Raw genomic sequence first — 24,789 nt, 5'->3', positions numbered from 1 at the left:
CTCCGACGTACGGGACGTGATCGCATGAGCAAACCCACACCCAGCATGACAGCTCGCTACGAGGGGAGAAATCTCGAAGTATCCGGTCCACACCGGATCTATCCGTCCGGCTTGTGGTACTTCCGGTCCGCGGACTCGGACCCCGCCCCCACGTGGATTCCGGCAGGTGACATCCGCGAAGCGCCGGGAGGGAACGTACGGGCCGGCGCCCACGACCGACGCCTGGTCGACGCTGTCGCACAGCCGTTGTTCGTCACCGGATTGAGCCTCGCGATCGCCGTTTCGGCGTGGGTGACCTCGTTCTTCGAGGCCCGTCTCGGCTCAGTGGGTGCCCGGCCGTCGAGATGACGCGTGACCGCCGTCGCCGGGCGGCCCACGGTGACTCGTACGCCGCTCTACCCGCTGTGGGCAGTCACACGGTGACCACCTCGAGGGCATGTGTGAGATCGGCGATGAGGTCATCGGTGTCCTCGAGACCGACCGACAAGCGGATCATCGACCCGGTGATACCGCGTCGCAGCCGCTCCTGCGGCGAAAGGTCGTAGTGGGTGGTGGTCACCGGTTGCGTCACCAAGCTTTCGACTCCGCCGAGACTCGGGGCGAGAGTGAACAACTGAAGGCGATCGACCACCTGTACTGTCGTCTCGGTGTCCGCGGCGACCTCGATCGTCACGATCCCGCCGAAACCTGTCATCTGTTTCGCCGCGAGCATGTGCCCGGAGAAACTCGGGAGACCTGGGTACAACACTCGCGCGACCCGGGGGTCGGCCTCCATCGCTTCTGCGACCGCCTGTGCATTGGCGTTGTGTTGTTTGACGCGGACGGTGAGGGTGCGCAGGCTACGCGACAGCAACGCCGCGGCCTCGGGTGCGATGCACGACCCGAAGCTCTTGCGCCAGGGCTTCAACGGGTCGATGAGCGCGGCAGCCCCGAGTACGAGCCCGGCCGTGACATCGGAGTGGCCACCGAGGTACTTGGTGGCCGAGTACGAGACGAGATCGGCGCCGAACTCGAGAGGATTCTGATTGACGGGTGACGCAAACGTGTTGTCGACCGCGACGAGAGCACCGTGACTGTGCGCGAGGTCGGCGATCGCCGCGATGTCGTAGATCCCGAGCGCGGGATTGGTGGGCGTTTCGAAGAACACCAGCTTCGCTCCGCCACGGAGGACATCGTCCAGGCGGTGGAGTTCGTCGCCGAGGAGGAATGTGGTGGTGATGCCGAGCAAGGAAAGTTGTGCGGTGAGCAGTTCCATCGTGCCGCCGTAAGCGTCGCCGACACACACGATGCCGTCGCGTCCGTACTGAGCGAACAAGGCTGTTTCAGCGGCCATACCCGAACAGAACGCCAAAGCGCTCTCAGCACCCTCGATCGACGTCATCGTTTCCTCGAGCGCAAAAATCGTTGGGTTCAGACCGTAGCGCGTGTAGAGCGGCCCCTCGGTGTGCCCGTCTGCGACCTCGAGCAGTGCAGCGGTGTTCTCGAACGAGAACGTCGTGGTGTTGTAGACCGGCAGGTGCGGCGCACCGTAGGCATCGGTGATGCCGGTGCCGTGGATCGCCCGGGTGGACCGACCTGCTGATACATGCTTCACGCCAGAACTCCGTTCACGAGGTGTGTTCGAGTGGACCCGAACGCAGTATCCCGTTCACGAACGCCGGGCCCGACGCCGGCTGCTCAGAACACGGTGGCCGAGCGGTGCCGTTGCCCGGTGGTAGCCGTCGTCCCGGCGGTCACCCGGCAGATTCCCTGACGGACTGCGCCATGTGTCGTAGCGTCGAGGTGACGGCGTTCCCACGGTGATCGACACGAGGAGTTCGAGCCGCGCGAACGCACGCGTACAAGCACTGCAGCCCTGGAGGCGGTAATGAGTGACGACAGCTTCGGAACCCGCGACACCCTGACGGTCGACGGTATCGACTACCGGATCCATCGCATCGACAAGGTCCCTGGGTCGGACCGCCTTCCCTACAGTCTCAAGATCCTTCTCGAGAACCTCCTGCGCACCGAGGACGGACGTCTGGTCACGCGCGAACAGATCGAGGCCGTGGCCGGCTGGGATCCCGCGTCCACGCACAACCCCGAAATCCAGTTCTCGCCTGCCCGCGTGCTCATGCAGGATTTCACCGGTGTGCCGTGTGTGGTGGACCTCGTCGCGATGCGCGATGCCATGACGACCCGCGGTGGCGACGCCACCCGAATCAATCCGTTGATCCCCACTGAACTGGTCATCGACCACTCGGTGATCGCCGACGTGTTCGGCACCGAAGACGCATTCCGCATCAACACCGACCTCGAATTCACCCGCAACCGCGAACGCTACGAACTGTTGCGCTGGGCGCAGGGCGCATTCGACGACTTCAAGGTCGTACCGCCCGGCACCGGCATCTGTCACCAGGTCAACCTCGAGTATCTCGGTCGCGTCGTCTTCACCCGCGAGACCGAGGACGGAGAGATGCTGGCCTACCCGGACTCGCTGGTCGGAACCGACTCGCACACCCCGATGATCAACGGCATCGGTGTCGTCGGGTGGGGCGTCGGCGGAATCGAAGCCGAGGCCGCAATGCTCGGTCAACCCGCCTCGATGCTGATCCCGCAAGTCGTCGGATTCAAGCTCAACGGTGAACTGGGGGAGGGCACCACCGCCACCGACCTGGTTCTCACCGTCGCCGAAATGCTGCGCAAGACCGGCGTGGTGGGCAAATTCGTCGAGTTCTTCGGCCCCGGTGTAGCGAATGTGCCGCTTGCCAATCGCGCCACGATCGGCAACATGAGTCCCGAATACGGCTCGACCATCTCGATCTTCCCGATCGACGACATCACCCTCGACTACATGCGCCTCACCGGCCGCTCCGACGATCAGGTTCGTCTGGTCGAGGCGTATGCCAAGGAACAAGGGTTGTGGCACGATCCTGCCCGCGAACCCGCGTACAGCCAGGTCGTCGAACTCGATTTGTCGACGGTACGCCCGTCGATCGCCGGCCCCAAACGGCCACAGGACCGTATCCCGGTGGCTCTTGCACGCCAGGCGGTCGGGGCGCTGCTCGCAGGTGCTGACGTGCCCGGCGTCGTCGCGCAGGTGCAGGAAGTGGGTCTCGACGAAGGTTCGATCGAGTCGTTCCCCGCGAGTGATCCCGTCGCGATCTTCGGTAAGGACACCAGTGCACCACCTCGTGACCCTCTGCCCGATGATCTCGCCGCGGCAGACCCACCGTCGAACAAGGTGCCTGTGCGCATCGGTGACGGACCCGAGTTCGAGCTCGACCACGGCCACGTCGTGATCGCTGCGATCACGTCGTGCACGAACACGTCGAACCCCTCGGTGATGATCGGGGCCGGATTGCTCGCCAAGAACGCGGTGGACAAGGGCCTGCGCAGCAAACCGTGGGTCAAGACCACCCTCGCGCCCGGATCGAGGATCGTCACCGACTACTACGAACGTGCGGGGCTCACTCCGTATCTCGACAAGCTCGGCTTCGACCTCGTGGGATACGGATGCACCACGTGCATCGGCAACTCCGGCCCATTGCTCGACGAAATCGCCTCCGCGGTCGACGAACACGACCTCAACGTGTCGGCGGTGTTGTCGGGAAACCGCAATTTCGAAGGCCGGATCCATCCGCAGACGAAGATGAACTTCCTCGCCTCGCCGCCACTGGTCATCACGTATGCACTCACGGGCTCGATGCTCGTCGACATCTTCGAGGACGAACTCGGTACCGATGCCGACGGCAACCCCGTGTTTCTGCGCGACATCTGGCCGTCCACCGAGGAGATTCAGGCCGTCATCGACGAGTGCGTGCGCTCGGAGATGTTCGAATCCGGCTACGCCGATGTCTATCACGGTGACGACACGTGGCGAAACCTCGATGTCCCCACCGGTGAAGTGTTCGACTGGAAGGATGACTCGACGTACGTGCGGCGCCCACCGTACTTCGACGCGATGCCGGCGGAGCCGGAGCCGCTAAGCGACATCGCGGGCGCACGGGTCCTGGCACTCCTCGGCGACTCCGTGACCACCGACCACATCTCCCCGGCGGGCGCGATCCGTCGCGACAGTCCGGCCGGACGTTATCTGCAGGAGCACGGCGTCGATTTCGCAGACTTCAATTCGTACGGGTCGAGGCGCGGCAATCACGAGGTGATGATCCGCGGCACCTTCGCCAACATTCGGCTGCGGAACCAACTCGTCCCCGACGTCGAAGGGGGAGTCACCCGGTACCTTCCCACCGGCGAACAGATGGACATCTACGACGCCGCACAGAAATACGCGGACGACGGCACACCGTTGGTCGTGCTGGCCGGCGCGGAGTACGGATCAGGGTCGTCGCGTGACTGGGCGGCGAAGGGCACTCTGCTGCTGGGGGTGCGCGCGGTGATCGCCCAATCGTACGAACGCATCCACCGGTCGAACCTCATCGGAATGGGAGTGCTGCCATTGCAATTCTCCGATGGAGCCTCGGCGGGGACCCTCGGCCTCACCGGGGAGGAAGAATTCGAGATCACCGGACTGGCCGACGCCGAAGCGATACCCGAGACCGTGCATGTGCGGGCGGGGGACATCGAATTCGATGCGAAGGTGCGTATCGACACCCCCGCAGAGGCGGAGTACTTCCGGCACGGCGGAATCCTGCAGTACGTACTCCGCCAGCTCGCCACATAGCGGTGCGCGCATCGGCGGGGTGCCGTTCATCCGGAATGGGACGGGCGAGGGTCGACCCGTGATCGAGCTTGTGTTGCAACGAGACCGGGTCGCAGTATCCGGGCAGGTCAATCGTCAGGCTGCATGTCGGTGATCGCCGCGGCCACCCGCTGAGTGTCGGCGTCCGTCCATCCGTCCGGTGCCGTGACGGCCGCCCACCCGTAGGGGATGAGATCCTCGTAGTTGTGCCCGTGCCCGACCGGAGGTGAATTGCCGACCATGATGTCGGCCGCGACCTGCCAGAACGTGACGATCGGATACCAGCGCATCGACGGCACTCGATCTGCACCCGGGGGTTCGGCGAGCCAATCGGGTCGCTCGAACAGCAGCCGGGGACCCCACCACACCACCGGGTCCGATGCGTGCTGCAGATACAGCACCCGCGGATCGTCCCACGGCGCGTCGGAGGATTCCAGGTTCTGGAGGTTCGACGCGAACCGCACCTCGAGTCCGTCGTGGTAGACGGGCAGGACCTCCGGCGTACCCGGATCGCGCTCGGCGATGATGCTCCGCCACAGCGAATTCGAATTGGGCGGACCCACGAACAGTGCACCGTCGACGTCACCGCGCAGATCGACGAGGTCGTCGAACGCTGCCTCGGCAGACTGCGACCCGAGACTCTCGCCGTACACCACCAGCTTCGGACGTCGATCCTCCGGGAGCTGTGCCCATCGCTCGTGCACGCCGTTGATGAGCGCGTCACCCGCCGCTTTCGCGGCCGAACCGTCGACCAGGAACGAAATCCAACTCGGCAGGAACGAATACTGGATCGCGGCGATCGCCGAATCACCGTTGTAGATCATCTCGATCGAATCCGCCGCAACCGGGTTCACCCACCCGGTGCCGGTCGTTCCTGACACGACCAGGATCTCCCGGTCCCAGGCCTCGGTCCGGTCCAGTTCGTCGAGGATCGATTGCACTTGCGATTCGGTGGAGGTGTCGGCCTGCAGGCCCGCGTACACGCGGATCGGTTCACGGGCGGGCGCGCCGTTGAGCTCGGTCAACTCGTCGGCCCGGAGGCCGCCGTCGGCGAACGTGCGTCCTTGCCTGCCGAGACTGTCCCATGACGATGCCGACGCAGGGCTGCCCGAGCGTTCCGGCTCGTGCGGCTGTGCGACACCCGGGTCGGTGCTGTTGTTGTCGGACGCGAACACGTATCGTGCGGCGGTCGATGTACTCGCGAGGATCACCTGGTCGACGAAGACCACCGCCGCGACCGCGAGCACCGCCGGTGCGATCACGTGAGCCGCCGGAACCGGGATACGTAGCCGTGCACTGAGGAACCGTGCGAACCCGTGGGCCACGCGGCGCAGGCCGCGTCCGATCAGCAGGAGAACAGCGAAGACCGCGACACTGACCAGTCCGGTACGCAGATACGCGAACGACGTGGTGTCCTCGATGCCCATGAGCGCGCGGATATCGTTCTGCCAGCTGGCTGCGACCAACAGGGATCCGGTCACCGTGATGAGAGCAAGAACAGCGACGACGGTCTGCGCAATGATGCGGGCGGTGCGTCGCCTGCGCCACCACGTCAGGCGCGGAGCGATCCAGCGGCGCGCCGGATAGGCGAGTAGAACTCCGATTCCGTATCCCGTGACGCTCGTGATTCCGCTGATGAGGCCTTGGTACAGCCATTCCCGGGGAATCAGAGACGGACTCAGGCTCCACGCGAAGAAGAACACCGCGACCACGAGACCGACGAAATCCAGCCCGAACACCGAGAAGTACGGCCGCCGTTCGACGGTCGGGGAGCCGGCGTGAGCCGATGCGGTCGTCATCCGCCGACGGTATCCCGGCGCGGGCAGATAGTGTCGGAACCATGACACGACGAGTGAGCGTATGGGGCGGCGGATTCTGGTTGAGTCGCAAGACCAGGGAGGCCGCTCTCGATGCGGCGCGGGAACTCGATGAGCTCGGCTACGCGAGACTGTGGACATCGGGCGGCTTCGGCGACGGTGTGCCCTCGATCTACGGAGAGGTGCTCGCTGCGACACCGAAGCTCGGTGTCGCGAGCGGAATCGTCAGCATCTGGCACGCGGATCCTGAGGACGCCGCGACGGCAGTCGATCGATTCGAGCGCGAACATCCCGGACGTTTCCTGCTCGGTCTCGGTACCAGTCACGGACCGGTAGTCGACGCAACCGAAGCCGGCCGATACACGAAACCCTACAGTCGCATGGTCGAATACCTGGACGCGTTGGAGCGGGCGAACACTCCGGTCCCCGCCGGTCGTCTCGCGCTGGCCGCGCTCGGTCCCCGCATGCTGAGCTTGTCGGCCGCGCGTACCGCGGGCGCACACCCGTATTTCGTACCCGCCGAACACACAGCCCGGGCCCGGGAAATCCTCGGCGACGGTCCACTTCTGGCTCCCGAGGTCGCCGTAGTACTCGACGAGGACGAAGACACTGCCCGCGAAATCGCACACGAGTACATGCGCGGTTATCTGTCGCTTCCGAACTACTCCGACAACCTCCTACGTCTCGGATTCACCGAGGACGATGTCGCGGGAGCAGGCAGCGACCGGTTGCGTGAGGCGCTGATTCCGTCGGGCAGCATCGAACGCGTCGTCGCCGGGATCGAGCGGCACTACGCGGCCGGCGCCGACGAAGTACCTGTTCAGGTACTCACTGCAGATCCGATGTCGTTCCCCACGCAGGCGTACCGTGACCTCGCCGCGGCGCTGATCGGCTGATCGCGGATGGATTGGCGGAAAGCCGTCGGAATCCCCGCTGCCGCGGTGGCCGCGGTGGCGTCGTACGATCTGCTGCAGCGAAAACACTCGCTGCTGCGTAACTTTCCCGTGATCGGGCATGCCCGCTACTTCATCGAGGCGATCGGTCCCGAACTCAGGCAGTACATCGTGGCGGGAAACGACGAGGAACGCCCGTTCACCCGGGATCAACGTCGCTGGATCTATGCATCGGCGAAGCAGCAGAACAACACCTTCGGTTTCGGCACAGACAACGACATCGAGCGCACCGACGGATACACCGTCATCAAACACCGCACCTTCTCCCAGGTTCCGCCGTCCGCCGCGCCGCACAGTGGCGAGGACGTAGCAATTCCCTCCGCGAAAATCCTGGGCGGACCACGCGGTCGCGCGAAAGCGTTCCGTCCCGGTTCGGTCGTCAACATCTCGGCGATGAGTTTCGGATCGTTGTCGGCGGCCGCGGTGGTCGCGATGAACAAGGGCGCGGCGGCCGCGGGGTGCCTCCACAACACGGGTGAAGGCGGCCTGTCGCCGTATCACCGCAACGGCGCAGACCTCGTCTTCCAGATCGGCACCGCCTACTTCGGATGTCGCGACGCCGACGGGCGATTCGATCTGGATCGGCTCGTTGCGCTCACCGAGTCCGCACCGATCAAGGCGCTCGAGATCAAGCTGAGTCAGGGCGCGAAACCCGGGCTCGGGGGCCTGCTGCCCGGAGCGAAGGTCACGGAGGAGATCGCCGGGATCCGCGGTGTACCGGCGGGGCGCGATGTCGTGAGTCCGTCGAGACACACCGCGTTCCACGATGTCGACACCCTGCTCGATTTCGTCGAACTCCTAGCAGCGAGAACCGGGCTGCCCGTGGGAATCAAGGCTGCAGTCGGCGATCCGAGATTCTGGCAGGTCCTCGTCGACCGGATGCGCAGCGGCGAGCGTGGAGTCGACTTCGTGACAATCGACGGTGGGGAAGGTGGTACGGGCGCTGCGCCGCTGGTATTCGCGGACACCGTCTCCCTGCCGTTCCGCAGCGGCTTCGCCCGTGTCTATCGGCAGTTTGCAGAGGCAGGCCTTGCCGAGCGTGTCACCTTCATCGGGTCGGGGAAACTCGGCCTCCCCGACAACGCCGTGGCAGCCATGGCTCTCGGATGCGACATGCTCAACGTCGCGCGCGAACCGATGTTCGCGGTCGGCTGTATCCAGGCGCAGAAGTGTCACACCGACACCTGTCCGACCGGCGTTGCCTCGCAGAAGCCCTGGCTGCAACGCGGATTGGATGTTCCGTCGAAAGCGGACCGGGTGGAGCAGTATCTTCGTGCATTACGCCGCGACCTGCTGAAGGTGTCGCAGGGGTGTGGAGTGGCGCACCCGAGTCTGATCACCTCCGACGATGTCGAGATCGCCGATGGCAACCGACGCTCTGTGACGTTGACCGAGCTGTACGGCTACCGGGAGGGTTGGGGCCTGCCGGGTCCCACCGATCAGGAGGAGATCACTCGAATCATGACGCCCGGCGCCAGCGGATCCACCGGAGCTGCGACTCGGTACTGACGCAGTGGTTGCCCCTGCGCTTTCAGCGCAGCCGAAGTGGGCAGCAAGCAGTACGCGCAACCGGTCGCCGACGGGGCTGCGACAGACCGCAACGTGAGGGTGCAGGTGTCCGGTGACTGCTTCGCCCGGTGGGAGGGCGGTGCCACCTACCACTCATAGTGGTGGCCTGCATCACATAATCGCCGTACCCTTGATTCATGAAGCACATCACCACTGGTCCACGCGATTTGACGGTCGATGTGGGGGACACCATCGAACTGCACCTGCCGGAGAACACCTCCCGCGACTACTGCTGGTCCACGACCCGAATCGGGAAAGGGCTCAACCTGCGCGATATCAGGTTCGTCCCCTCGAACAATCCGCTGCCCGGAGCCACAAGTGAACGGGTGTTCTATCTCCGCGCGAAGCGGCCGGGCACGTGGCCGCTGTCGTTGCGGATGCGCAGGCACATGGACCTGTCTGCGGCGCTCGCCGACATGACCGTCACGGTGACCTGAGGCTTCGCAGAGTGGGGATCGACGCGTACGCGCTCCTCGACGTCGCGCGCGCTGAGGCCGAGGTGGGGCTTTCCGAAGGCGGTATACCGATCGGAGCTGCGCTGTTCGACGCCGAGGGCACATTGCTCGGTCGGGGGCACAACAGACGCGTCCAAGACGACGATCCGACGATCCACGCCGAGACCGCGGCGTTTCGCGCGGCCGGTCGCCGTCGCGACTACAGGTCGACGATCATGGTCACGACGCTCTCGCCGTGCTGGTACTGCAGTGGTCTGGTGCGTCAGTTCGGCATCGGGTCCGTCATCGTCGGGGAGGCGGTCACATTCTGCGGCGGCCACGGGTGGCTCGTCGACTGCGGAGTCTCCGTCACGGTGCTGGACGACCCCCGGTGCGTGGCGATGATGACTCGCTTCATCGACGACTCACCAGAACTGTGGGATGAAGATATCGGCATCGCACCGTCGTCGGATCCCCTAACCTGAACCGGAAACTACGGGTGTGGGGGGAATGTGTCGTCGGCGAGTCGAATCCGTAAGTCGACCTGGGTCGGTATCGGCGCGCTGGTGTCGATCTGCTGTGCGTCGCCGGGAGAGCACCCGGGCCGCCTGCCGGCCGACCAACTTGTGTTCAGCGTCGGAACCGGTGGCCACGGATGGCTCCCGTTCGTGGTCCAGGCGCTTCACTCTCCGGTGATCTCGGTTTACGGCGATGGCCGGGTGGTCTACACCGAACGGACCGAACCTCACATGATGGCCCCACCCGAATACCTGGTGGCTCTGTCGGATCCGGACGAGGTGGCCCGGTTCGCCGCGGACATCGAGGATCTGTACCTCATCGATCCGGGCACCGATGTCGGAAGTCCTGCAGTGACCGATCAGGAGACGACCACCGTCGCCTTTCATGGACACGGTGACGCCTCGGAATTGCGTGTCTACGCATTCGGTACCCGGTTCGAGCAGGATCTGTCCCCTGCCGCACTCGAGAATCGCGCAGCATTGCGAGACGTGATTGCGGAGGCCTGGGACTTGGCCCAGGGGGAGGCCGAACCTTTCGTGCCCGATACCGTGCACATTTATGAACCGCAGGAGGGGGCCGCTCCGGACGGCGTTGTTCCGTCGTGGCCCGGCCCTCATCCCGCCACGTTCAGGACGGGCGATCCGGGATCACCCGGAGTGATCAACGGAGATGCCGCCGGTCTCGTCTATTCCGCGGCGCGGGAGAATCCGGATTCGTGGTGGAGGGTCGACGACGAGGTGGTGCGGCTCGTCGTCGACCCCGTCCCGTGAGTGGCGGCAGGGGTGTGCGAGTCGCTCGGTGCCGATCCAGCGCTCATCGCAATGCGGGCGGAGCGTCCAGATCGGGCGCGGAATAGGTGTCGCACGCCGCGATCTGTCCGGTGTTGTATCCCGCGATGAACCACTTCTGGCGCTGCTCGGACGAGCCGTGGGTCCACGCTTCCGGGTTGACGCGACCCGTGGCAGCGGACTGGATACGGTCGTCGCCGACCGCGGAGGCGGCCGAGAGCGCATCCCGGATGTCGGTGTCGCTCAGCGGCGCCAGGAACGGAATGCCTGTGTCCGGGTCGGGGAGGGTGTCCGCGTAGTGCGCCCACACCCCGGCATAGCAATCGGCCTGGAGTTCGGTGCGCACCGCACCCGACTCCGGTCCGCGGGGATCCGACTGTGCGCGACCGAGGTCTCCCAGCTGATTCTGCAGGTGATGGCCTACTTCGTGCGCCACCACGTATTCCTGGGCGAGGGGCCCGCCGCTCGACCCGAACTGGGTCACGAGCTGCTCGAAGAAGCTGGTGTCGAAATACGCGGTCCGATCCGCGGGGCAGTAGAACGGGCCGATGTCGCTGGTGGCGTTGCCGCATCCGGTCGAGGTCGCCGCGGTGAACAATTCGACCTCGGGCATCTGGTAGGCAATGCCTGTTTGAGCGGCGAGTTGCTGCTCCCACACGGTATCGAGGGATTCGACGGTGAAGGCGACGCGGCAGTCGACGCTCGAGTTCGCGTCGCCGCCGGTTTCGCATCCCTCGAGTGTTCCCCCGGCGCTGTACGGGTCGGATTGGTCCGGGACACCCGATCCGAGCAGTGACGTCGGGTCGCCGCCGAACAGCAACGCCAGGATCAGCACGATGAGGCCACCCGCGCCGCCTCCCAGCGCGATCTTGCCACCTCGGCCGCCTCCACCGACACGAACCCGGTTCGGATCGCGTCGTGCGCCCTCGTTGAACGTCATTGCATCCGCCTTGTCGTCGAGCCGAACGAACCGCACAAGTTTGGCACGGCCGTTTCGGCACGTGTGTGCTCGGCCGCTTCGTGTCTTTCGTAGGATTGCAGCGACGAACCCCGTCGATGATCGTTTCGAAAGGAATTCCGTGCTGCGCACCCATCTCGCCGGCTCGTTGCGAGCCGAGCACGCCGAGCAAACCGTCACCCTCACCGGTTGGGTTGCCCGGCGCCGCGACCACGGCGGGGTCATCTTCATCGACCTGCGCGACGCCTCCGGTGTGTCCCAGGTGGTTTTCCGTGACGCAACGGTGCTCGAGCAAGCGCACAAGCTCCGAGCCGAATACTGCGTGAAGGTGACCGGAGTCGTCGAGATCCGGCCCGAAGGAAACCAGAACTTCGAGATCCCGACGGGTGCGGTGGAGGTCAATGCCGTCGAGCTCGAGGTGCTGGGTGAGGCGGCACCGCTGCCGTTCCAGCTCGACGACCAGGCCGGTGAAGAGGCCCGACTCAAGTACCGTTACCTGGATCTGCGCAGGGAGGGGCCCGGCAAGGCCATTCGCCTCCGGAGCAAGGTCAATGCTGCAGCCCGCTCGGTGCTCGCCCATCACGAGTTCGTCGAGGTCGAGACGCCGACGCTGACTCGCTCGACGCCCGAGGGTGCACGCGACTTCCTGGTGCCTGCGCGTCTGCAGCCCGGCAATTTCTACGCGCTGCCGCAGTCGCCGCAGCTGTTCAAGCAGTTGCTCATGGCAGGTGGCATCGAGCGGTACTACCAGATCGCGCGTTGCTATCGAGACGAGGACTTCCGCGCCGACCGGCAGCCGGAGTTCACCCAGCTCGATATCGAGATGGCGTTCGTGAACCAGGACGACGTGATCCTGCTCGCCGAAGAGGTGTTGCACGCATTGTGGCGTCTGGTCGGATACGAGCTCGAGACACCGATCCCACGGATGACCTACGCCGACGCCATGCGACGTTTCGGTAGCGACAAGCCGGACCTGCGCTTCGGCATCGAACTCGTCGAGTGCAAAGAGTTCTTCAAGGACACCACTTTCCGTGTATTCCAGGCGGAGTACGTCGGTGCGGTCGTCATGCCGGGCGGTGCGTCGCAGCCGCGTCGTCAGCTGGACGCATGGCAGGAATGGGCCAAGCAGCGCGGCGCCAAGGGCCTCGCGTACGTGCTCGTGGGCGAGGACGGCGAGCTCACCGGCCCTGTCGCGAAGAACCTCACCGACACCGAGCGGGCCGGGTTGGCGGCCCATGTGGGTGCCGTCCCCGGCGACTGCATCTTCTTCGCCGCCGGTGCGACCAAGCCGATGCGCGCTCTGCTGGGTGCGGCGCGCGGCGAGATCGCCCGCAAACTCGACCTCATCGACCCGAATGCGTGGGCATTCGTGTGGGTGGTCGACGCTCCCATGTTCGAGCCGGCGGCAGATGCGACCGCGTCGGGTGATGTCGCTCTCGGTTCGTCTGGCTGGACGGCCGTACACCACGCATTCACCTCACCGAAGCCGGAGTTCCTCGACACGTTCGACACCGATCCGGGTGCGGCGTTGGCCTACGCCTACGACATCGTCTGCAACGGCAACGAGATCGGTGGCGGCTCGATTCGTATCCACCGGCCCGACATCCAGGAACGCGTGTTCAAGGTGATGGGAATTCCTGAGGAGGAAGCGAACGAGAAGTTCGGCTTCCTGCTCGAGGCGTTCAAGTACGGTGCGCCGCCGCACGGAGGTATCGCCTTCGGCTGGGACCGGATCACTGCACTGCTTGCCGGTGTGGACTCGATCCGAGAGGTCATCGCGTTCCCCAAGTCGGGTGGGGGAGTCGACCCGCTCACCGACGCACCCGGCCCGATCAGCGACGAGCAGCGCAAGGAATCCGGAATGGACTTCAAGCCCGACGACGTGAAGGACACCGCAGCGGCTTCCACCCAGTAGAGGCACCTCAGCGGCTCGGGAGAAGGTTCGCCGACTGCCCACATCGACGGGGCGCGCTCACCCAGGTGAGCTCGCCCCGTTCGTTGGTCCTGGATTCCGGATTTCGGACTCAACGGAATAACTTCATATACCGAATTGATCGCCGTGGTAGTTCTCATTCACGGAAACGACTCCTCGATTCGGGCTTCCGAGAAGAACTTTCGACGCGGCGACAAGGCTTGAGTGCGGATTGTCCGTTTCGGTGAAACGCGTCGATGATCAGGCGCAACCCGCCCCGCGGAGTGGTGGGGGCGTCGCTGTTTCGGTCGGAACGGACCTTGGTCCCGAGTCGGTGGGGGATTCCGCATGCCCTGTCGGAGGCCGCGACGATGTAGATTGTTTGGTGATGACCGCAACATTGGCAGACCCCGTTTCGGAGGTAGTGCAAGCGGCGGAGACGCTGCTCACTCGTCGCACCGGCGCCCCGGTTACGCTCGCGGATCCTGTGGATCTCGGCGGCAGCGGCCGTTCGGTGGTTCTTCGCGTACGAGTCGCTGCCAACCCCTTCTCTCTGCCCCGCACTCTCGTCCTCAAGCAGGTGCCGCCGACCCGCGGCGCCGGTCACGTCGACCTCCGCGGTGCCGCCACGGACGAGGAGGTCGCATTCCTCCGCGAAGCCGTGTCGTACCAGTTTGCGACCGCGCTCGCCAAGGACCATCGACCCGGAGCGGAACTGCTCGCCTACGACTTCGAGACCCGGCTGCTGGTGCTCAGCGACCTCGGCGATGCCACCCCGCTGGCGACACTGCTGCGCAGCGGCGACACCGATACCGTCGGAAATACGCTCATGGCGCTCGCGCAGGCGCTCGGTCGCATGCATGCCGCGACCGTTGGCCGTGAGGAAGATTTCTCGGCGTTGCTCCGCAGAGCCGGGGTCGTGTCCGTCGGCGACGCGGTGGCCGAACAGGCCATCGACGCGGTCCGCGGCGTGCCCGAACTACTCGCCACCGACTTCGGGCTCACCGTTCCCCAGTCGGTACTCGACCGCGCGGAGCGCGCTGCGAAACTGTTCACGGGGGGACGGTTCCGTGCGTTCAGTCCGTCGGATCTGTGCCCCGACAACATCGTCGTCGGCGACGAAGGGGTGCAGTTCCTCGATTACGAATGGGGCGGGTTCCGCGACGCGACGCTCGACATCGCGTACGCGCTCACCTCATTCCCATTGTGCCTGTGTGCAGCACCCCTGACCTCCGAGCGGGTGCGGGCCATGGCCGATGCCTGGCGCGCCGAGGTGGTGGGCATGTGGCCGCAACTCGCCTACGACGAAGTTCTCGCCGAACGTCTCCTCGACGCCCAGCTCGCCTGCGTCTGGTTGAGCACCCACCTGTTCTTGCCCGAGGAGCCCGCCCGCATCGCGTCGGTGCGCACCCACGAATTGTCGGTGGCGCGGCTTCGCGCGTTGAGTTCGAGGTGGTCGTTGCTCGCGGACTTCGCAAGCGATACCGGCCACGACGATGTTGCGGCACACGCACGCGAGGTTCTCGCGAACCTGGGGCACGCGGCGCCCTGACGTCGTAGGTCCTCACAACGGCGGTGCGGGCTCCGTCCTCGCGCTGTCCGCGGCCACTCGTAGCCCCGCCGCCCGCGTGACGCCGGTGTGGAGATCAGCCGGGTTGTGCAGGTGGAACCAGTCCATCTGGACCGCCCCGGGTGTTACGTCGAGTACTCCGTAGCCGTGGGAGTCGAGTTCGACGTACTCGATGTGTCGATTGGTGGCCCGGATGGCGGATTCGATCGCCGGGCCGACCGTCCGCGGCGGAACCCCGAGCAACTCGTCGATATTCGCTGACGTCACCGAGGGCACCACGAATTCGGTTGCCACCGTTCCCGCGGCCGGATACGCGGCTGCGTCGACGGGGACGGCTGCGCCCCAAGACGTGTGGATGTCTCCGGTGAGGAACACGACATTGCGACGACCCGCCGCGGTGATCGCGTCGAGCAATCGTCGGCGATCGGAGGGATAACCGTCCCACTGGTCGGCGTTGTACGGGATCCCGTTCGACGGCACACCGACAAGTTCGGTCAGCGCGCCTGTCGTCTGGGGGTCCAGGGGAGGGAACAGCACCGGTGCGACCATCACCGAGTTCCCCACCAGCTGCCACGTCGTCTGCGAGGTCGTCAGCCCCGCGGTCAACCACGCCATCTGTTCCGGCCCCGTGATCGTGCGGGTGTCGTCGTCGACGGTGCGCCACTGCGCGCCCGGGCGGACCTGCTCGCTCCGGTAGCTGCGCAGGTCGAGCATGGACAGTTCGGCGAGGTCCCCGAACCGGAGTCGCCGGTAGAGACGGGTGCCGTCCATACGGACCGGCATCCACTCCGAATACGCCCTGACCGAGGCGGCTTTGCGCATGGCCCAATCGCCCTCGAACGCCGGATCGTGATTCTCCGCACCACCCGCGTAGGCGTTGTCGGCCGATTCGTGGTCGTCCCACACGACGATCCACGGCACGGTTGCGTGGAGGGCCTGCAGATCGGAATCGGTCTTGTACTGCCCGTGCCGGATCCGGTAGTCGGCCAGGGTCACGATCTCGTGAGTCGGGGCGTGAGTCCTGGCGTCGCTGCCTGCGACAGGAAACCCGCCCGCCGCGTACTCGTACAGGTAGTCGCCGAGATGCAGGATTGCGAACAGATCGTCACGGGCTGCGAGATGCCGGTACGCACCGAAGAAGCCGCCCTCCCAGTTCGAGCACGACACCACTCCGAAGCGCAGCTGATCCGTCGGTGTGCCCGGGGCGGGTGCGGTGCGGGTGCGCCCCGTCGGCGACACGACATCTCCGACGACGAAGCGGTAGTGATACTCCGTCGCGGCGGAGAGTCCGGTCGCGTCGATCTTGACGGTGTGATCCGATGCGGCGGACGCGGTGACCGTCCCGGTCGCGACGGTCGACTCGAAGTTCGTGTCGCGGGAGAGTTCCCACCGCACTGTCGTCTCGGGTCCGAGCCCGGAACCGGGTGTCGCCTCGGGCGACGGGGTCACCCGCGTCCACAGGATCACCGCGTCCGGGAGCGGATCTCCGGAGGCGACGCCGTGGCGGAACACCGCGGGTGACGCCGCTGCCGTGCTCCCGGTGGCGGCGAGCGCGGCAGCGCCGGCGGCACCGACTCCGAAGCGCAGAAATATGCGGCGGGACAATCGCGTGGAGAGCACGCACCGATCCGAACACAGTCCTGGACGGGTGTTCGACGAACGAGCAGGATCTCTTCCGAGATTTCACCGAACGTTCGTCGTCCGGGAACCGGTACCCGAGCGAACGGCACCCTGGCTCGCTGCGAGGAGCTCGACCGCACATTCGCTCGAAGGGCGGTGGCGCTTGTAGCGTCGTCGGCGTGAGTGATCTCTTCGGGGCGAACGACCCGTCGGCCGAACCGGACGCCTTGTTCGAAGCGCCGCGCGAACCGCCGCCGGATCCGGAACCGTCGATTCGGCGTGCCCCGGTCGGCCCGACCGGGCCGAACGCACCGCTGGCCGCACGGATGCGCCCGGCGAACCTCGACGAGGTCCTCGGGCAGCAGCACCTGCTCGAGCCGGGCGCGCCGCTGCGGCGACTCGTCGAGGGTTCAGGGGCTGCTTCCGTCGTCCTCTACGGGCCTCCGGGAACCGGCAAGACCACCCTTGCGTCGCTCATCTCCGGTGCCACGGGTCGACGCTTCGAAGCGTTGTCCGCGCTGTCCGCGGGTGTGAAGGACGTCCGCGCCGTGATCGACCTCGCGCGCCGTCGGCTCACCCACGGCGAGCAGACCGTGCTGTTCATCGACGAGGTCCACCGGTTCTCCAAAACCCAGCAGGACGCACTGCTCGCCGCGGTGGAGAACCGGATCGTCCTGCTGGTGGCGGCCACGACCGAGAATCCGTCCTTCTCCGTCGTCGCACCGCTGCTGTCGCGGTCGCTGGTACTTCAGCTGCAGCCCCTCGGCCCGGACGACATCCGGGCGTTGCTCGAACGGGCCCGCACGGACCCGCGGGGCCTTGCCGGGACGGTCGCGATCACCGACGAGGCGCTCGATCACCTCGTCCGGCTCGCGGGCGGTGATGCTCGCCGCGCCCTGACGGCGTTGGAAGCCTCCGCGGAAACGGCGCTCGACCGCGCGGGTGACACCGACGCAGTCATCGACCTGCCGACCGTCGAATCCAGTATCGACAAGGCCGCGGTCCGGTACGACCGTGACGGTGACCAGCACTACGACGTAGCCAGTGCCTTCATCAAGTCGCTGCGCGGCTCCGACGTCGATGCCGCATTGCACTATCTCGCTCGGATGATCGTGGCGGGGGAGGACCCGAGGTTCATCGCCCGGCGCCTGATGATCCAGGCCAGCGAGGAGGTCGGTATGGCCGACCCCACTGCGCTTCAGGCGGCGGTGGCCGCGGCGCAGGTGGTCCAGCAGGTCGGTATGCCGGAGGCTCAGCTCGCCCTCGCACAGGCCACCATCCACATCGCCACCGCACCGAAGTCCGGATCGGTGACCGCCGCGCTGTTCGCTGCCATCGGCGATGTGCAGGCAGGGAAGGCAGGGCCCGTGCCGAATCACCTGCGTGACGGTCACTACCAGGGTGCGCAGAAGCTCGGCAACGCCATCGGCTACCGGTATCCGCACGACCACCCGGACGGTGTCCTCGCACAGCAGTACGCGCCCGACGAGCTCGTGGGCGTCGACTACTACGAGCCGACGGGCCGCGGTGTCGAGCGTGAGCTGTCGTCGCGGCTGCCGAAGCTGCGTCGGATCGTACGCGGACTGCGGTAGCCGCCGCGGTCCTGATAATCAGTTCGTGGTGGCGCGATAAGCTGAAAGGCGGCCGATCGACTGGATCGTCCGCCCCTTGCCGGGCAGCTCCGCCACCGTCAGACCACAAAGGACCATCGACGTGCAGACCCACGAGATCCGCAGGCGCTTTCTCGACCACTTCGTGAAGGCAGGCCACACCGAAGTGCCGAGCGCCTCGTTGATCCTGGCCGATCCGAACCTGCTGTTCGTCAACGCGGGCATGGTCCCCTTCGTGCCGTTCTTCCTCGGGCAGCAGACCCCGCCCTACTCGCGGGCCACTTCGGTGCAGAAGTGTGTGCGCACCCTCGACATCGAGGAGGTGGGGATCACCACCCGGCACAACACCTTCTTCCAGATGGCAGGCAACTTCTCGTTCGGTGACTACTTCAAGGAAGAAGCCATCACGCACGCGTGGTCGTTGCTGACCGACTCCGTCGACGAGGGCGGCTACGGGATCGATCCCGAAAAGCTTTGGGCAACGGTCTATCTCGACGACGATGAAGCATATGCGATCTGGCACGACAAGATCGGTGTACCGGCCGAACGGATCCAGCGTCGCGGGATGAAGGACAACTACTGGTCGATGGGCATCCCCGGCCCGTGCGGCCCGTGCTCGGAGATCTTCTACGACCGCGGCCCCGACTACGGTGTCGAGGGCGGTCCCGAAGCCGACGAGGACCGCTACATCGAGATCTGGAATCTCGTCTTCATGCAGAACCAGCGGGGTGAGGGCGGCGGGAAGGAAAACTATCCGATCCTGGGTCCCCTGCCCAAGAAGAACATCGATACGGGTATGGGCGTCGAGCGTGTCGCCTTCCTGCTGCAAGGTGTCGAGAATGTCTACGAGACGGACCTGTTGCGGCCGGTCATCGACAAGGCTCAGGAACTCACCGGAAGCCGTTACGGCGCCGACCATGTATCCGACGTGCGATTCCGTGTGATCGCAGATCACGCGCGTACCGCCGCGATGCTGATCGTCGACGGCGTCAACCCCGGCAACGACGGCCGCGGCTACGTTCTGCGCCGACTGCTGCGCCGCATCGTCCGATCGGCTCGTCTGCTCGGCGCCGAGCAGCCCACGATGGCCGAGTTCATGGCTGTCGTGCGCGACACGATGGCACCGTCGTACCCCGAGTTGGCCACCGAGTTCGCGCGCATCGAGACCGTGGCTGTCGGTGAGGAGACAGCGTTCCTCAAGACACTCGGTACCGGCAGCAAGCTGTTCGAAGGCGCCGTCGAGTCGGTGAAGGCCCAGGGCAAGACCGTGCTCGGCGGTTCCGAGGCCTTCGCATTGCACGACACCTACGGGTTCCCGATCGACCTCACTCTCGAGATGGCGTCCGAAGCAGGACTCACCGTCGATGAAGACGGCTTCCGGTCGCTCATGGCCGAGCAACGGCAGCGCGCGAAGGACGATGCCCGTGCGCGCAAGCACGCCCACGCCGACCTGACGATCTACAAGGAACTGCTCGACCGTGGCCCCACCGAGTTCACCGGTTTCAACGAACTCGTCTCGGAAGCACACGTTCTGGCCGTCATCACCGGAGGTGAGCGCCTGCACGCCGCGAGCGCAGGCCAGGACGTCGAACTGATCCTGGACCGCAGCCCGCTGTATGCCGAATCCGGCGGCCAGATCGCCGATGTGGGCACCATCACCGCAACCGGTCTGCGGGTGAAGGTCAACGACGTGCAGAAGATCGCCAAGCAGTTGTGGGTGCACAAGGTCACGGTGCTCGAGGGGCAGGTCGTCGAAGGCGACGCTGTTCTCGTTCAGGTCGATCCGGAATGGCGTAAGGGTGCCACGCAGGGGCACTCGGGCACCCACCTGGTGCACGCTGCGCTGCGGGAGGTACTCGGCCCGAACGCGGTGCAGGCCGGTTCGCTCAACAAGCCCGGTTACCTGCGTTTCGACTTCTCGTGGCCGGGAGCGCTGTCCGAACAGCAGAAGCAGGACATCGAATCCGTCACTAACGAGGCTGTCGCCGCGAACTACCCGGTGAACACCTTCGTCACCGACCTGGACAAGGCCAAGAAAATGGGCGCGATGGCGCTTTTCGGTGAGAACTACGGCGACGAAGTGCGTGTCGTGGAGATGGGCGGGCCGTTCTCGATGGAACTGTGCGGCGGCACGCACGTGCAGCACTCGTCGCACGTCGGCACGGTCACACTGCTCGGAGAGCAGTCCGTCGGCTCGGGTGTCCGCCGAGTGGAGGCCTACGTCGGTCTCGACTCCTATCGGCACCTGGCGAAGGAACGCGCGTTGCTCGCGGGTCTGTCGTCGACACTCAAGGTGCCCTCCGAAGAGGTTCCGGGACGTGTCGAGTCGCTTCTCGAGCGACTCAAGGTCGCCGAGAAGGAACTCGAGAAGAGCCGTGCCGCGAACGTGGCCGCGGCAGCAGGTTCGTTCGCCGACAAAGCGGAACGCATCGGTGATGTTTTCGTCGTCGCGGGCCGAGCACCGGAAGGTGTATCCGGTGCTGCCCTACGCACCCTGGTATCGGACATCCGCGGTCGGCTCGGCAGCGATCCGGCCGTGGTGCTGCTGCTCGGCAGCGCAGACGGCAAGGTGCCGTTCGTCGTGGCGACCAACGACGCTGTGCGGGACAAGGGCATCAAGGCCGGCGACCTCGTGTCGAGCTTCGGCCCGGCGATCGGTGGTCGCGGGGGCGGCAAACCCGACATGGCCCAGGGCCAGGGCTCGGACGCATCGGGTATCGATGCGGCGCTCGACGCGGTCCGCGCCCGAGTGCGCGAGCTGGCCGGCTGATCGTGGCCGAGGTACCCGGCCCTGATCGTCCCGGTTCGGATGATCCGGGCCGGGGGCGTCGTATCGCCATCGATGTCGGCAGTGTGCGGATCGGAGTGGCGTCCTGCGACCCCGACTGCATCCTCGCCACCCCGGTCGAGACTGTGCCGAGGTCCAAGGAGCGCGGCCCCGACGCGCCCGATATCCGGCGCATTGTCCAGATTGTTATGGAATACGAGGCGGTTGAGGTTATCGTCGGGCTGCCGCAGACCCTGCGCGGCGAGCCGGGGAAGGCCGCGAAGCTGGCGAGTTCGTTCGCACGTCGACTTCGTCGGGAGATTCCCGAGGTTCCCGTTCGGATGGCCGATGAACGCTTCACCACGGTCACTGCGGCGCGTGCGCTTCGCGACAGTGGAGTCAGCGCGCGCGGCGCGCGGCCCGTGATCGACCAGGCCGCGGCCGTCGCCATCTTGCAAGGTTGGTTGGACGAGCGGAGTGCAGCATTGAACGTGGCAGACGGGGACCAGGGGAGCGGCCGGTGAGCCGGGACGGACGGTACGGCGACGACACTCCCGACACTCGGCACGGTGGTATGTTCAGCGACCCCTACGCCGGAACCTACGACACCGCAGGTCGCTACACCCCGCCCGCCCCGGAGCCGGCGCCGCGGCGCGAAGAATACAGCCGGGACCGACCCGCTGACGGTCGGCATCCGGACGACGATCCCACCAACATCCTGCATTTCGAGGAAGGCGTGTTCGACGGTCCCCCGCCGCACCGGCAAGTGCAGTTCGAGGACGAACGCGCAGGGGCTCGTCACGACGACGAGTACGTCGGTGGTTACTCATACGCCCAACGTCGAGAAGACGAGTATCACCACGGCGCAGAGTACGACGAGCCAGGTGTATTCGACCGGACCGAGACCATCGCCGCAATACCCGTCGACGACGACATGGACGCCGATTCGTGGGACGACCAGCGCGCGGCCCCGGTCGTCGTGGGCGCCACGACGGAGCAGCGCGCCGAGTCCCGCGCATCGGTGAAGCGTCGCAGGCGAGGGAAGGTCGTCGGCTCCCTGGCAGCCGTGCTGCTTCTCATCGTGGTGGTGGGCGGGGGCTACTTCGCCTACGACCGATTCATGGGTCCGGGGCTGCCGCCCGATTTCGCCGGTCCTCCCGGGCCGGTCGCCATCGTGCAGGTCCATCCGGGCGAAACCGCAACGGAGATCAGCAGTGAAGTCGCCGACAAGGGCGTGACCGCCAGTGCGGACGCGTTCTACAACGCTGCGGTGCAGAACGCAGGCATGAACGCTGTGCACCCCGGCTTCTATGCGATCCCCACCAATATCTCCGGTGTCGACGCAGTCACCGCCTTCGTCTCCCCGGAGAGCCGGGTGGGTGCGCTCGTGGTCTCGGAAGGACGCCAGCTCCACGACATCCGAGACGTCAACACCGGCGCCGTCCGCAAAGGCATCTACACCCTCATCGCAGAAGCAAGCTGCTACGACGATGCCGGTGTCACACACTGCCTGACCTACGAGGAACTCGTCGCAGCCGGCGCGAGCGCCGATCTGGACGCGCTCGGGGTCCCGGCATGGGCGCGCGACGCCGTTGCGCAGGTCCCGGATCGTGAGCGACAGCTCGAAGGTCTCATCGCTGCAGGTAGCTGGGATTTCGATCCCTCCGCCGAGCCCGGAGAGGTGTTGCGGACACTCGTGACCGGCAGCGCCGCACGATACGACGAGACGGGAATCTCTGCCGCTGCGCCGAAGGTGGGCCTGACCCCGTACGAGATGCTCGTCGCCGCGTCCCTGGTCGAGCGCGAAGCCATGCCCGACGATTTCGCGCGGGTCGCACGGGTGATCCTCAACCGACTCGAGATCGACCAGATGCTGCAGTTCGACTCGACGGTCAACTATGCGCTCGATGAGACCGAACTCGCGACCACCGACGCGGACCGTGCACGCGTGACGCCGTGGAACACGTATGCGAGCGTAGGTCTGCCTGCTACCCCGATTTCGTCGCCGAGCATCGGTGCCTTGCAGGCCGTGGAGAACCCGGAACCGGGGGAATGGACGTACTTCGTGACGATCGACGACCAGGGCACGACGTTGTTCGCCGACACCTATGAGGAACACCTCGTCAATACCCAGTTGGCTCTCGAAAGCGGAATTCTCGACAGTGGCAGATGACAACACGAACACGGCCCGCAAGGCCGCAGTACTCGGCAGCCCGATCGGACATTCGAAGTCTCCGCTGCTGCACCTCGCCGCATATCGGGCGCTCGGGCTTGCCGACTGGACCTATGAGCGCATCGAATGCACAGGCGAGCAGCTACCGGATCTCGTGTCCGGTCTCGGCGACGAGTGGGTCGGCTTGTCCGTCACGATGCCCGGCAAGTTCGCCGCGCTCGAGTTCGCGACGGAACGCACCGAGCGGGCGGTCGCGATCGGTTCGGCGAACACCCTCGTCCGCATCGACGGCGGTTGGCGCGCCGACTGCACCGATATCGACGGTGTCAGCGGCGCGCTCGGGACCATCGGCGTACACGATCTGACGGGACGGCCCGCGGTCGTCGTCGGCAACGGCGGCACCTCCCGTCCCGCGATCGTCGGCCTTGCCGACCTGGGTGCCCGTGAGGTGACCGTCGTGGCGCGCTCGGAGCAGCGGGCAGCCGAAACCTTCGACTGCGCCGAGGCCGTGGGGATCACCCCGCGGTGGGTGTCTTTCGATGATCCGGCACTGGGCGAAGTTTGCGGGGCGTCCGGGGCGTTGGTCTCGACGGTGCCCGCTGCCGCGGCAGCTCCGTATGCCGCCACCTTGGCGCGGGCACCGTACATTCTCGACGCGATCTACGACCCGTGGCCGACTCCGCTGGGTGCGGCCGCACACGCGCTTGGCAGCGTCGTGGTCTCGGGTCTGACGATGCTGCTGCATCAGGCTTTCGGCCAGGTGGAACAGTTCACGGGCTGCGCCGCGCCGAGGGACGCAATGGCTGCGGCCGTCGGCCTCGGTTAGCGAATCGAGAAATTTTGGGCCGGTTGTCGTAGCAGGTGTCGAATCCGGCACCTACCGTTCGTGTAGTAGGTGAGAGGCCGGGAACTGCCGGCCGCGCCCGAAGGAGCACGAGATGGCCCAGTACCTGCTCAGCATCTACCTTTCGCGGTGAGAGTGCTCCACCGTTCACGGTGGAGGTGAACCACCGTTACCCAGGGCGACGTTGGGATTCCACGAACTCGGCAACCACCGACAACGACGCACCACCCGCCGTCCCGCAGTAATACGAGCGGGACCACAAATGCCCGCCCGACAGATACCGGGAAAGATGCTCCGCGTGATCGCGCCGCAAGTGCCGCGAGGACACGCCCTTGAGTGAATTCACCAGCTTCGACAGTTGCACGGTCGCGGGGAAGTCGACGAGTAGATGCACATGATCGTCCTCGCCGGTGAACTCACGTAGCTCGCAACCGAAGTCCCCACACACCTTCCGCATGACCTGCTCGCAGTCGGTCAAGATCGGGCCGGTGAACACGCCACGCCGATACTTTGTGACAAACACCAAATGGGCATGACAGTCCCACACCGCATGTCTACCAGCTCTAACAAGACT

19 protein-coding genes are annotated in these 24,789 nt (G+C 65.8%); 14 read left to right on the top strand and 5 right to left on the bottom strand.

The features are described from left to right. Positions 1-24 precede the first annotated feature (24 nt). Positions 25-348, top strand: coding sequence for a hypothetical protein (locus HCA61_RS25580; protein ID WP_169691006.1), 324 nt, complete (start codon positions 25-27; stop codon positions 346-348). A gap of 64 nt (positions 349-412) precedes the next feature. Here HCA61_RS25580 and HCA61_RS25575 read toward each other — a convergent pair whose 3' ends face one another. After that, positions 413-1,594 carry an aminotransferase class I/II-fold pyridoxal phosphate-dependent enzyme gene (locus tag HCA61_RS25575; RefSeq protein WP_169691005.1) on the bottom strand — a complete coding sequence of 394 codons (1,182 nt, stop codon included), beginning with the start codon at positions 1,592-1,594 and terminating at the stop codon, positions 413-415. Between the two features lie 273 nt (positions 1,595-1,867). On the opposite strand from HCA61_RS25575, the gene HCA61_RS25570 reads away from it, so the two are divergent. Further along, positions 1,868-4,663, top strand: coding sequence for an aconitate hydratase (locus HCA61_RS25570; protein WP_169691004.1), 2,796 nt, complete (start codon positions 1,868-1,870; stop codon positions 4,661-4,663). Between the two features lie 107 nt (positions 4,664-4,770). Here HCA61_RS25570 and HCA61_RS25565 read toward each other — a convergent pair whose 3' ends face one another. Further along, positions 4,771-6,480, bottom strand: a complete 1,710-nt coding sequence (locus HCA61_RS25565) for an alpha/beta-hydrolase family protein (protein WP_169691003.1) — start codon at positions 6,478-6,480, stop codon at positions 4,771-4,773. A 41-nt stretch (positions 6,481-6,521) separates the two neighbouring features. Here HCA61_RS25565 and HCA61_RS25560 point away from each other — a divergent pair, with 41 nt between their 5' ends. From HCA61_RS25560 to HCA61_RS25540, 5 genes are all read left to right on the top strand, one after another. Continuing rightward, positions 6,522-7,394 (top strand): TIGR03620 family F420-dependent LLM class oxidoreductase, encoded by an 873-nt coding sequence (locus HCA61_RS25560; RefSeq protein WP_169691002.1) that lies wholly within the window; start codon positions 6,522-6,524, stop codon positions 7,392-7,394. 6 nt (positions 7,395-7,400) lie between these two features. Continuing rightward, positions 7,401-8,960 (top strand): FMN-binding glutamate synthase family protein, encoded by a 1,560-nt coding sequence (locus HCA61_RS25555; RefSeq protein ID WP_169691001.1) that lies wholly within the window; start codon positions 7,401-7,403, stop codon positions 8,958-8,960. Between the two features lie 197 nt (positions 8,961-9,157). Beyond that, positions 9,158-9,457 (top strand): protease inhibitor I42 family protein, encoded by a 300-nt coding sequence (locus tag HCA61_RS25550; protein WP_169691000.1) that lies wholly within the window; start codon positions 9,158-9,160, stop codon positions 9,455-9,457. 11 nt (positions 9,458-9,468) lie between these two features. Then, complete coding sequence (locus HCA61_RS25545; protein ID WP_169690999.1) at positions 9,469-9,939, top strand: nucleoside deaminase; 471 nt, start codon at positions 9,469-9,471, stop codon at positions 9,937-9,939. A gap of 27 nt (positions 9,940-9,966) precedes the next feature. Further along, complete coding sequence (locus tag HCA61_RS25540) at positions 9,967-10,743, top strand: hypothetical protein (protein WP_169690998.1); 777 nt, start codon at positions 9,967-9,969, stop codon at positions 10,741-10,743. A 43-nt stretch (positions 10,744-10,786) separates the two neighbouring features. Here HCA61_RS25540 and HCA61_RS25535 read toward each other — a convergent pair whose 3' ends face one another. After that, a complete protein-coding gene (locus HCA61_RS25535) occupies positions 10,787-11,701 on the bottom strand; it encodes a neutral zinc metallopeptidase (RefSeq protein ID WP_169690997.1) in 915 nt (304 codons plus the stop codon). A gap of 139 nt (positions 11,702-11,840) precedes the next feature. Between HCA61_RS25535 and aspS the strand changes: the two genes are divergently transcribed. Together aspS and HCA61_RS25525 are read left to right on the top strand one after the other, a co-directional pair. Continuing rightward, entirely contained in the window at positions 11,841-13,634 is a 1,794-nt protein-coding gene (aspS, locus tag HCA61_RS25530) for an aspartate--tRNA ligase (RefSeq protein ID WP_169690996.1), read from the top strand. A gap of 385 nt (positions 13,635-14,019) precedes the next feature. Next, the gene (locus tag HCA61_RS25525; RefSeq protein ID WP_169690995.1) at positions 14,020-15,183 is read left to right on the top strand and encodes a kinase; all 1,164 of its coding nucleotides are present in this window, start codon (positions 14,020-14,022) and stop codon (positions 15,181-15,183) included. A 12-nt stretch (positions 15,184-15,195) separates the two neighbouring features. On the opposite strand, the gene HCA61_RS25520 is transcribed toward HCA61_RS25525, so the two are convergent. Continuing rightward, positions 15,196-16,821: an alkaline phosphatase D family protein gene (locus HCA61_RS25520; RefSeq protein ID WP_247274994.1), complete on the bottom strand. Its 1,626-nt coding sequence runs from the start codon at positions 16,819-16,821 to the stop codon at positions 15,196-15,198. A gap of 179 nt (positions 16,822-17,000) precedes the next feature. On the opposite strand from HCA61_RS25520, the gene HCA61_RS25515 reads away from it, so the two are divergent. The 5 genes from HCA61_RS25515 to HCA61_RS25495 all read left to right on the top strand — a co-directional run bounded on the left by HCA61_RS25515 (position 17,001) and on the right by HCA61_RS25495 (position 24,197). Next, a complete protein-coding gene (locus HCA61_RS25515) occupies positions 17,001-18,413 on the top strand; it encodes a replication-associated recombination protein A (protein ID WP_169690994.1) in 1,413 nt (470 codons plus the stop codon). A gap of 121 nt (positions 18,414-18,534) precedes the next feature. Beyond that, the gene (gene alaS, locus HCA61_RS25510) at positions 18,535-21,201 is read left to right on the top strand and encodes an alanine--tRNA ligase (RefSeq protein WP_169690993.1); all 2,667 of its coding nucleotides are present in this window, start codon (positions 18,535-18,537) and stop codon (positions 21,199-21,201) included. Next, the gene (gene ruvX / locus HCA61_RS25505) at positions 21,201-21,722 is read left to right on the top strand and encodes a Holliday junction resolvase RuvX (protein ID WP_247274997.1); all 522 of its coding nucleotides are present in this window, start codon (positions 21,201-21,203) and stop codon (positions 21,720-21,722) included. Before alaS ends, ruvX begins: the two co-directional genes overlap by 1 nt. Then, a complete protein-coding gene (locus HCA61_RS25500) occupies positions 21,719-23,371 on the top strand; it encodes an endolytic transglycosylase MltG (protein ID WP_247274995.1) in 1,653 nt (550 codons plus the stop codon). Before ruvX ends, HCA61_RS25500 begins: the two co-directional genes overlap by 4 nt. Further along, a complete protein-coding gene (locus HCA61_RS25495; RefSeq protein ID WP_247274996.1) occupies positions 23,361-24,197 on the top strand; it encodes a shikimate dehydrogenase in 837 nt (278 codons plus the stop codon). The genes HCA61_RS25500 and HCA61_RS25495 overlap by 11 nt, the downstream gene beginning before the upstream one ends. Positions 24,198-24,384: 187 nt before the next feature. Here the strand turns inward: HCA61_RS25495 and tnpA are convergent. Further along, positions 24,385-24,789 (bottom strand): IS200/IS605 family transposase (gene tnpA, locus HCA61_RS25490; RefSeq protein ID WP_169690990.1); only part of this gene is annotated, 405 nt, incomplete at its 5' end.

It is taken from the genome of Rhodococcus sp. HNM0563, from assembly GCF_012726195.1.
GTDB lineage: Bacteria > Actinomycetota > Actinomycetes > Mycobacteriales > Mycobacteriaceae > Rhodococcus.
This window is presented reverse-complemented; position numbering and strand designations above follow the sequence as displayed.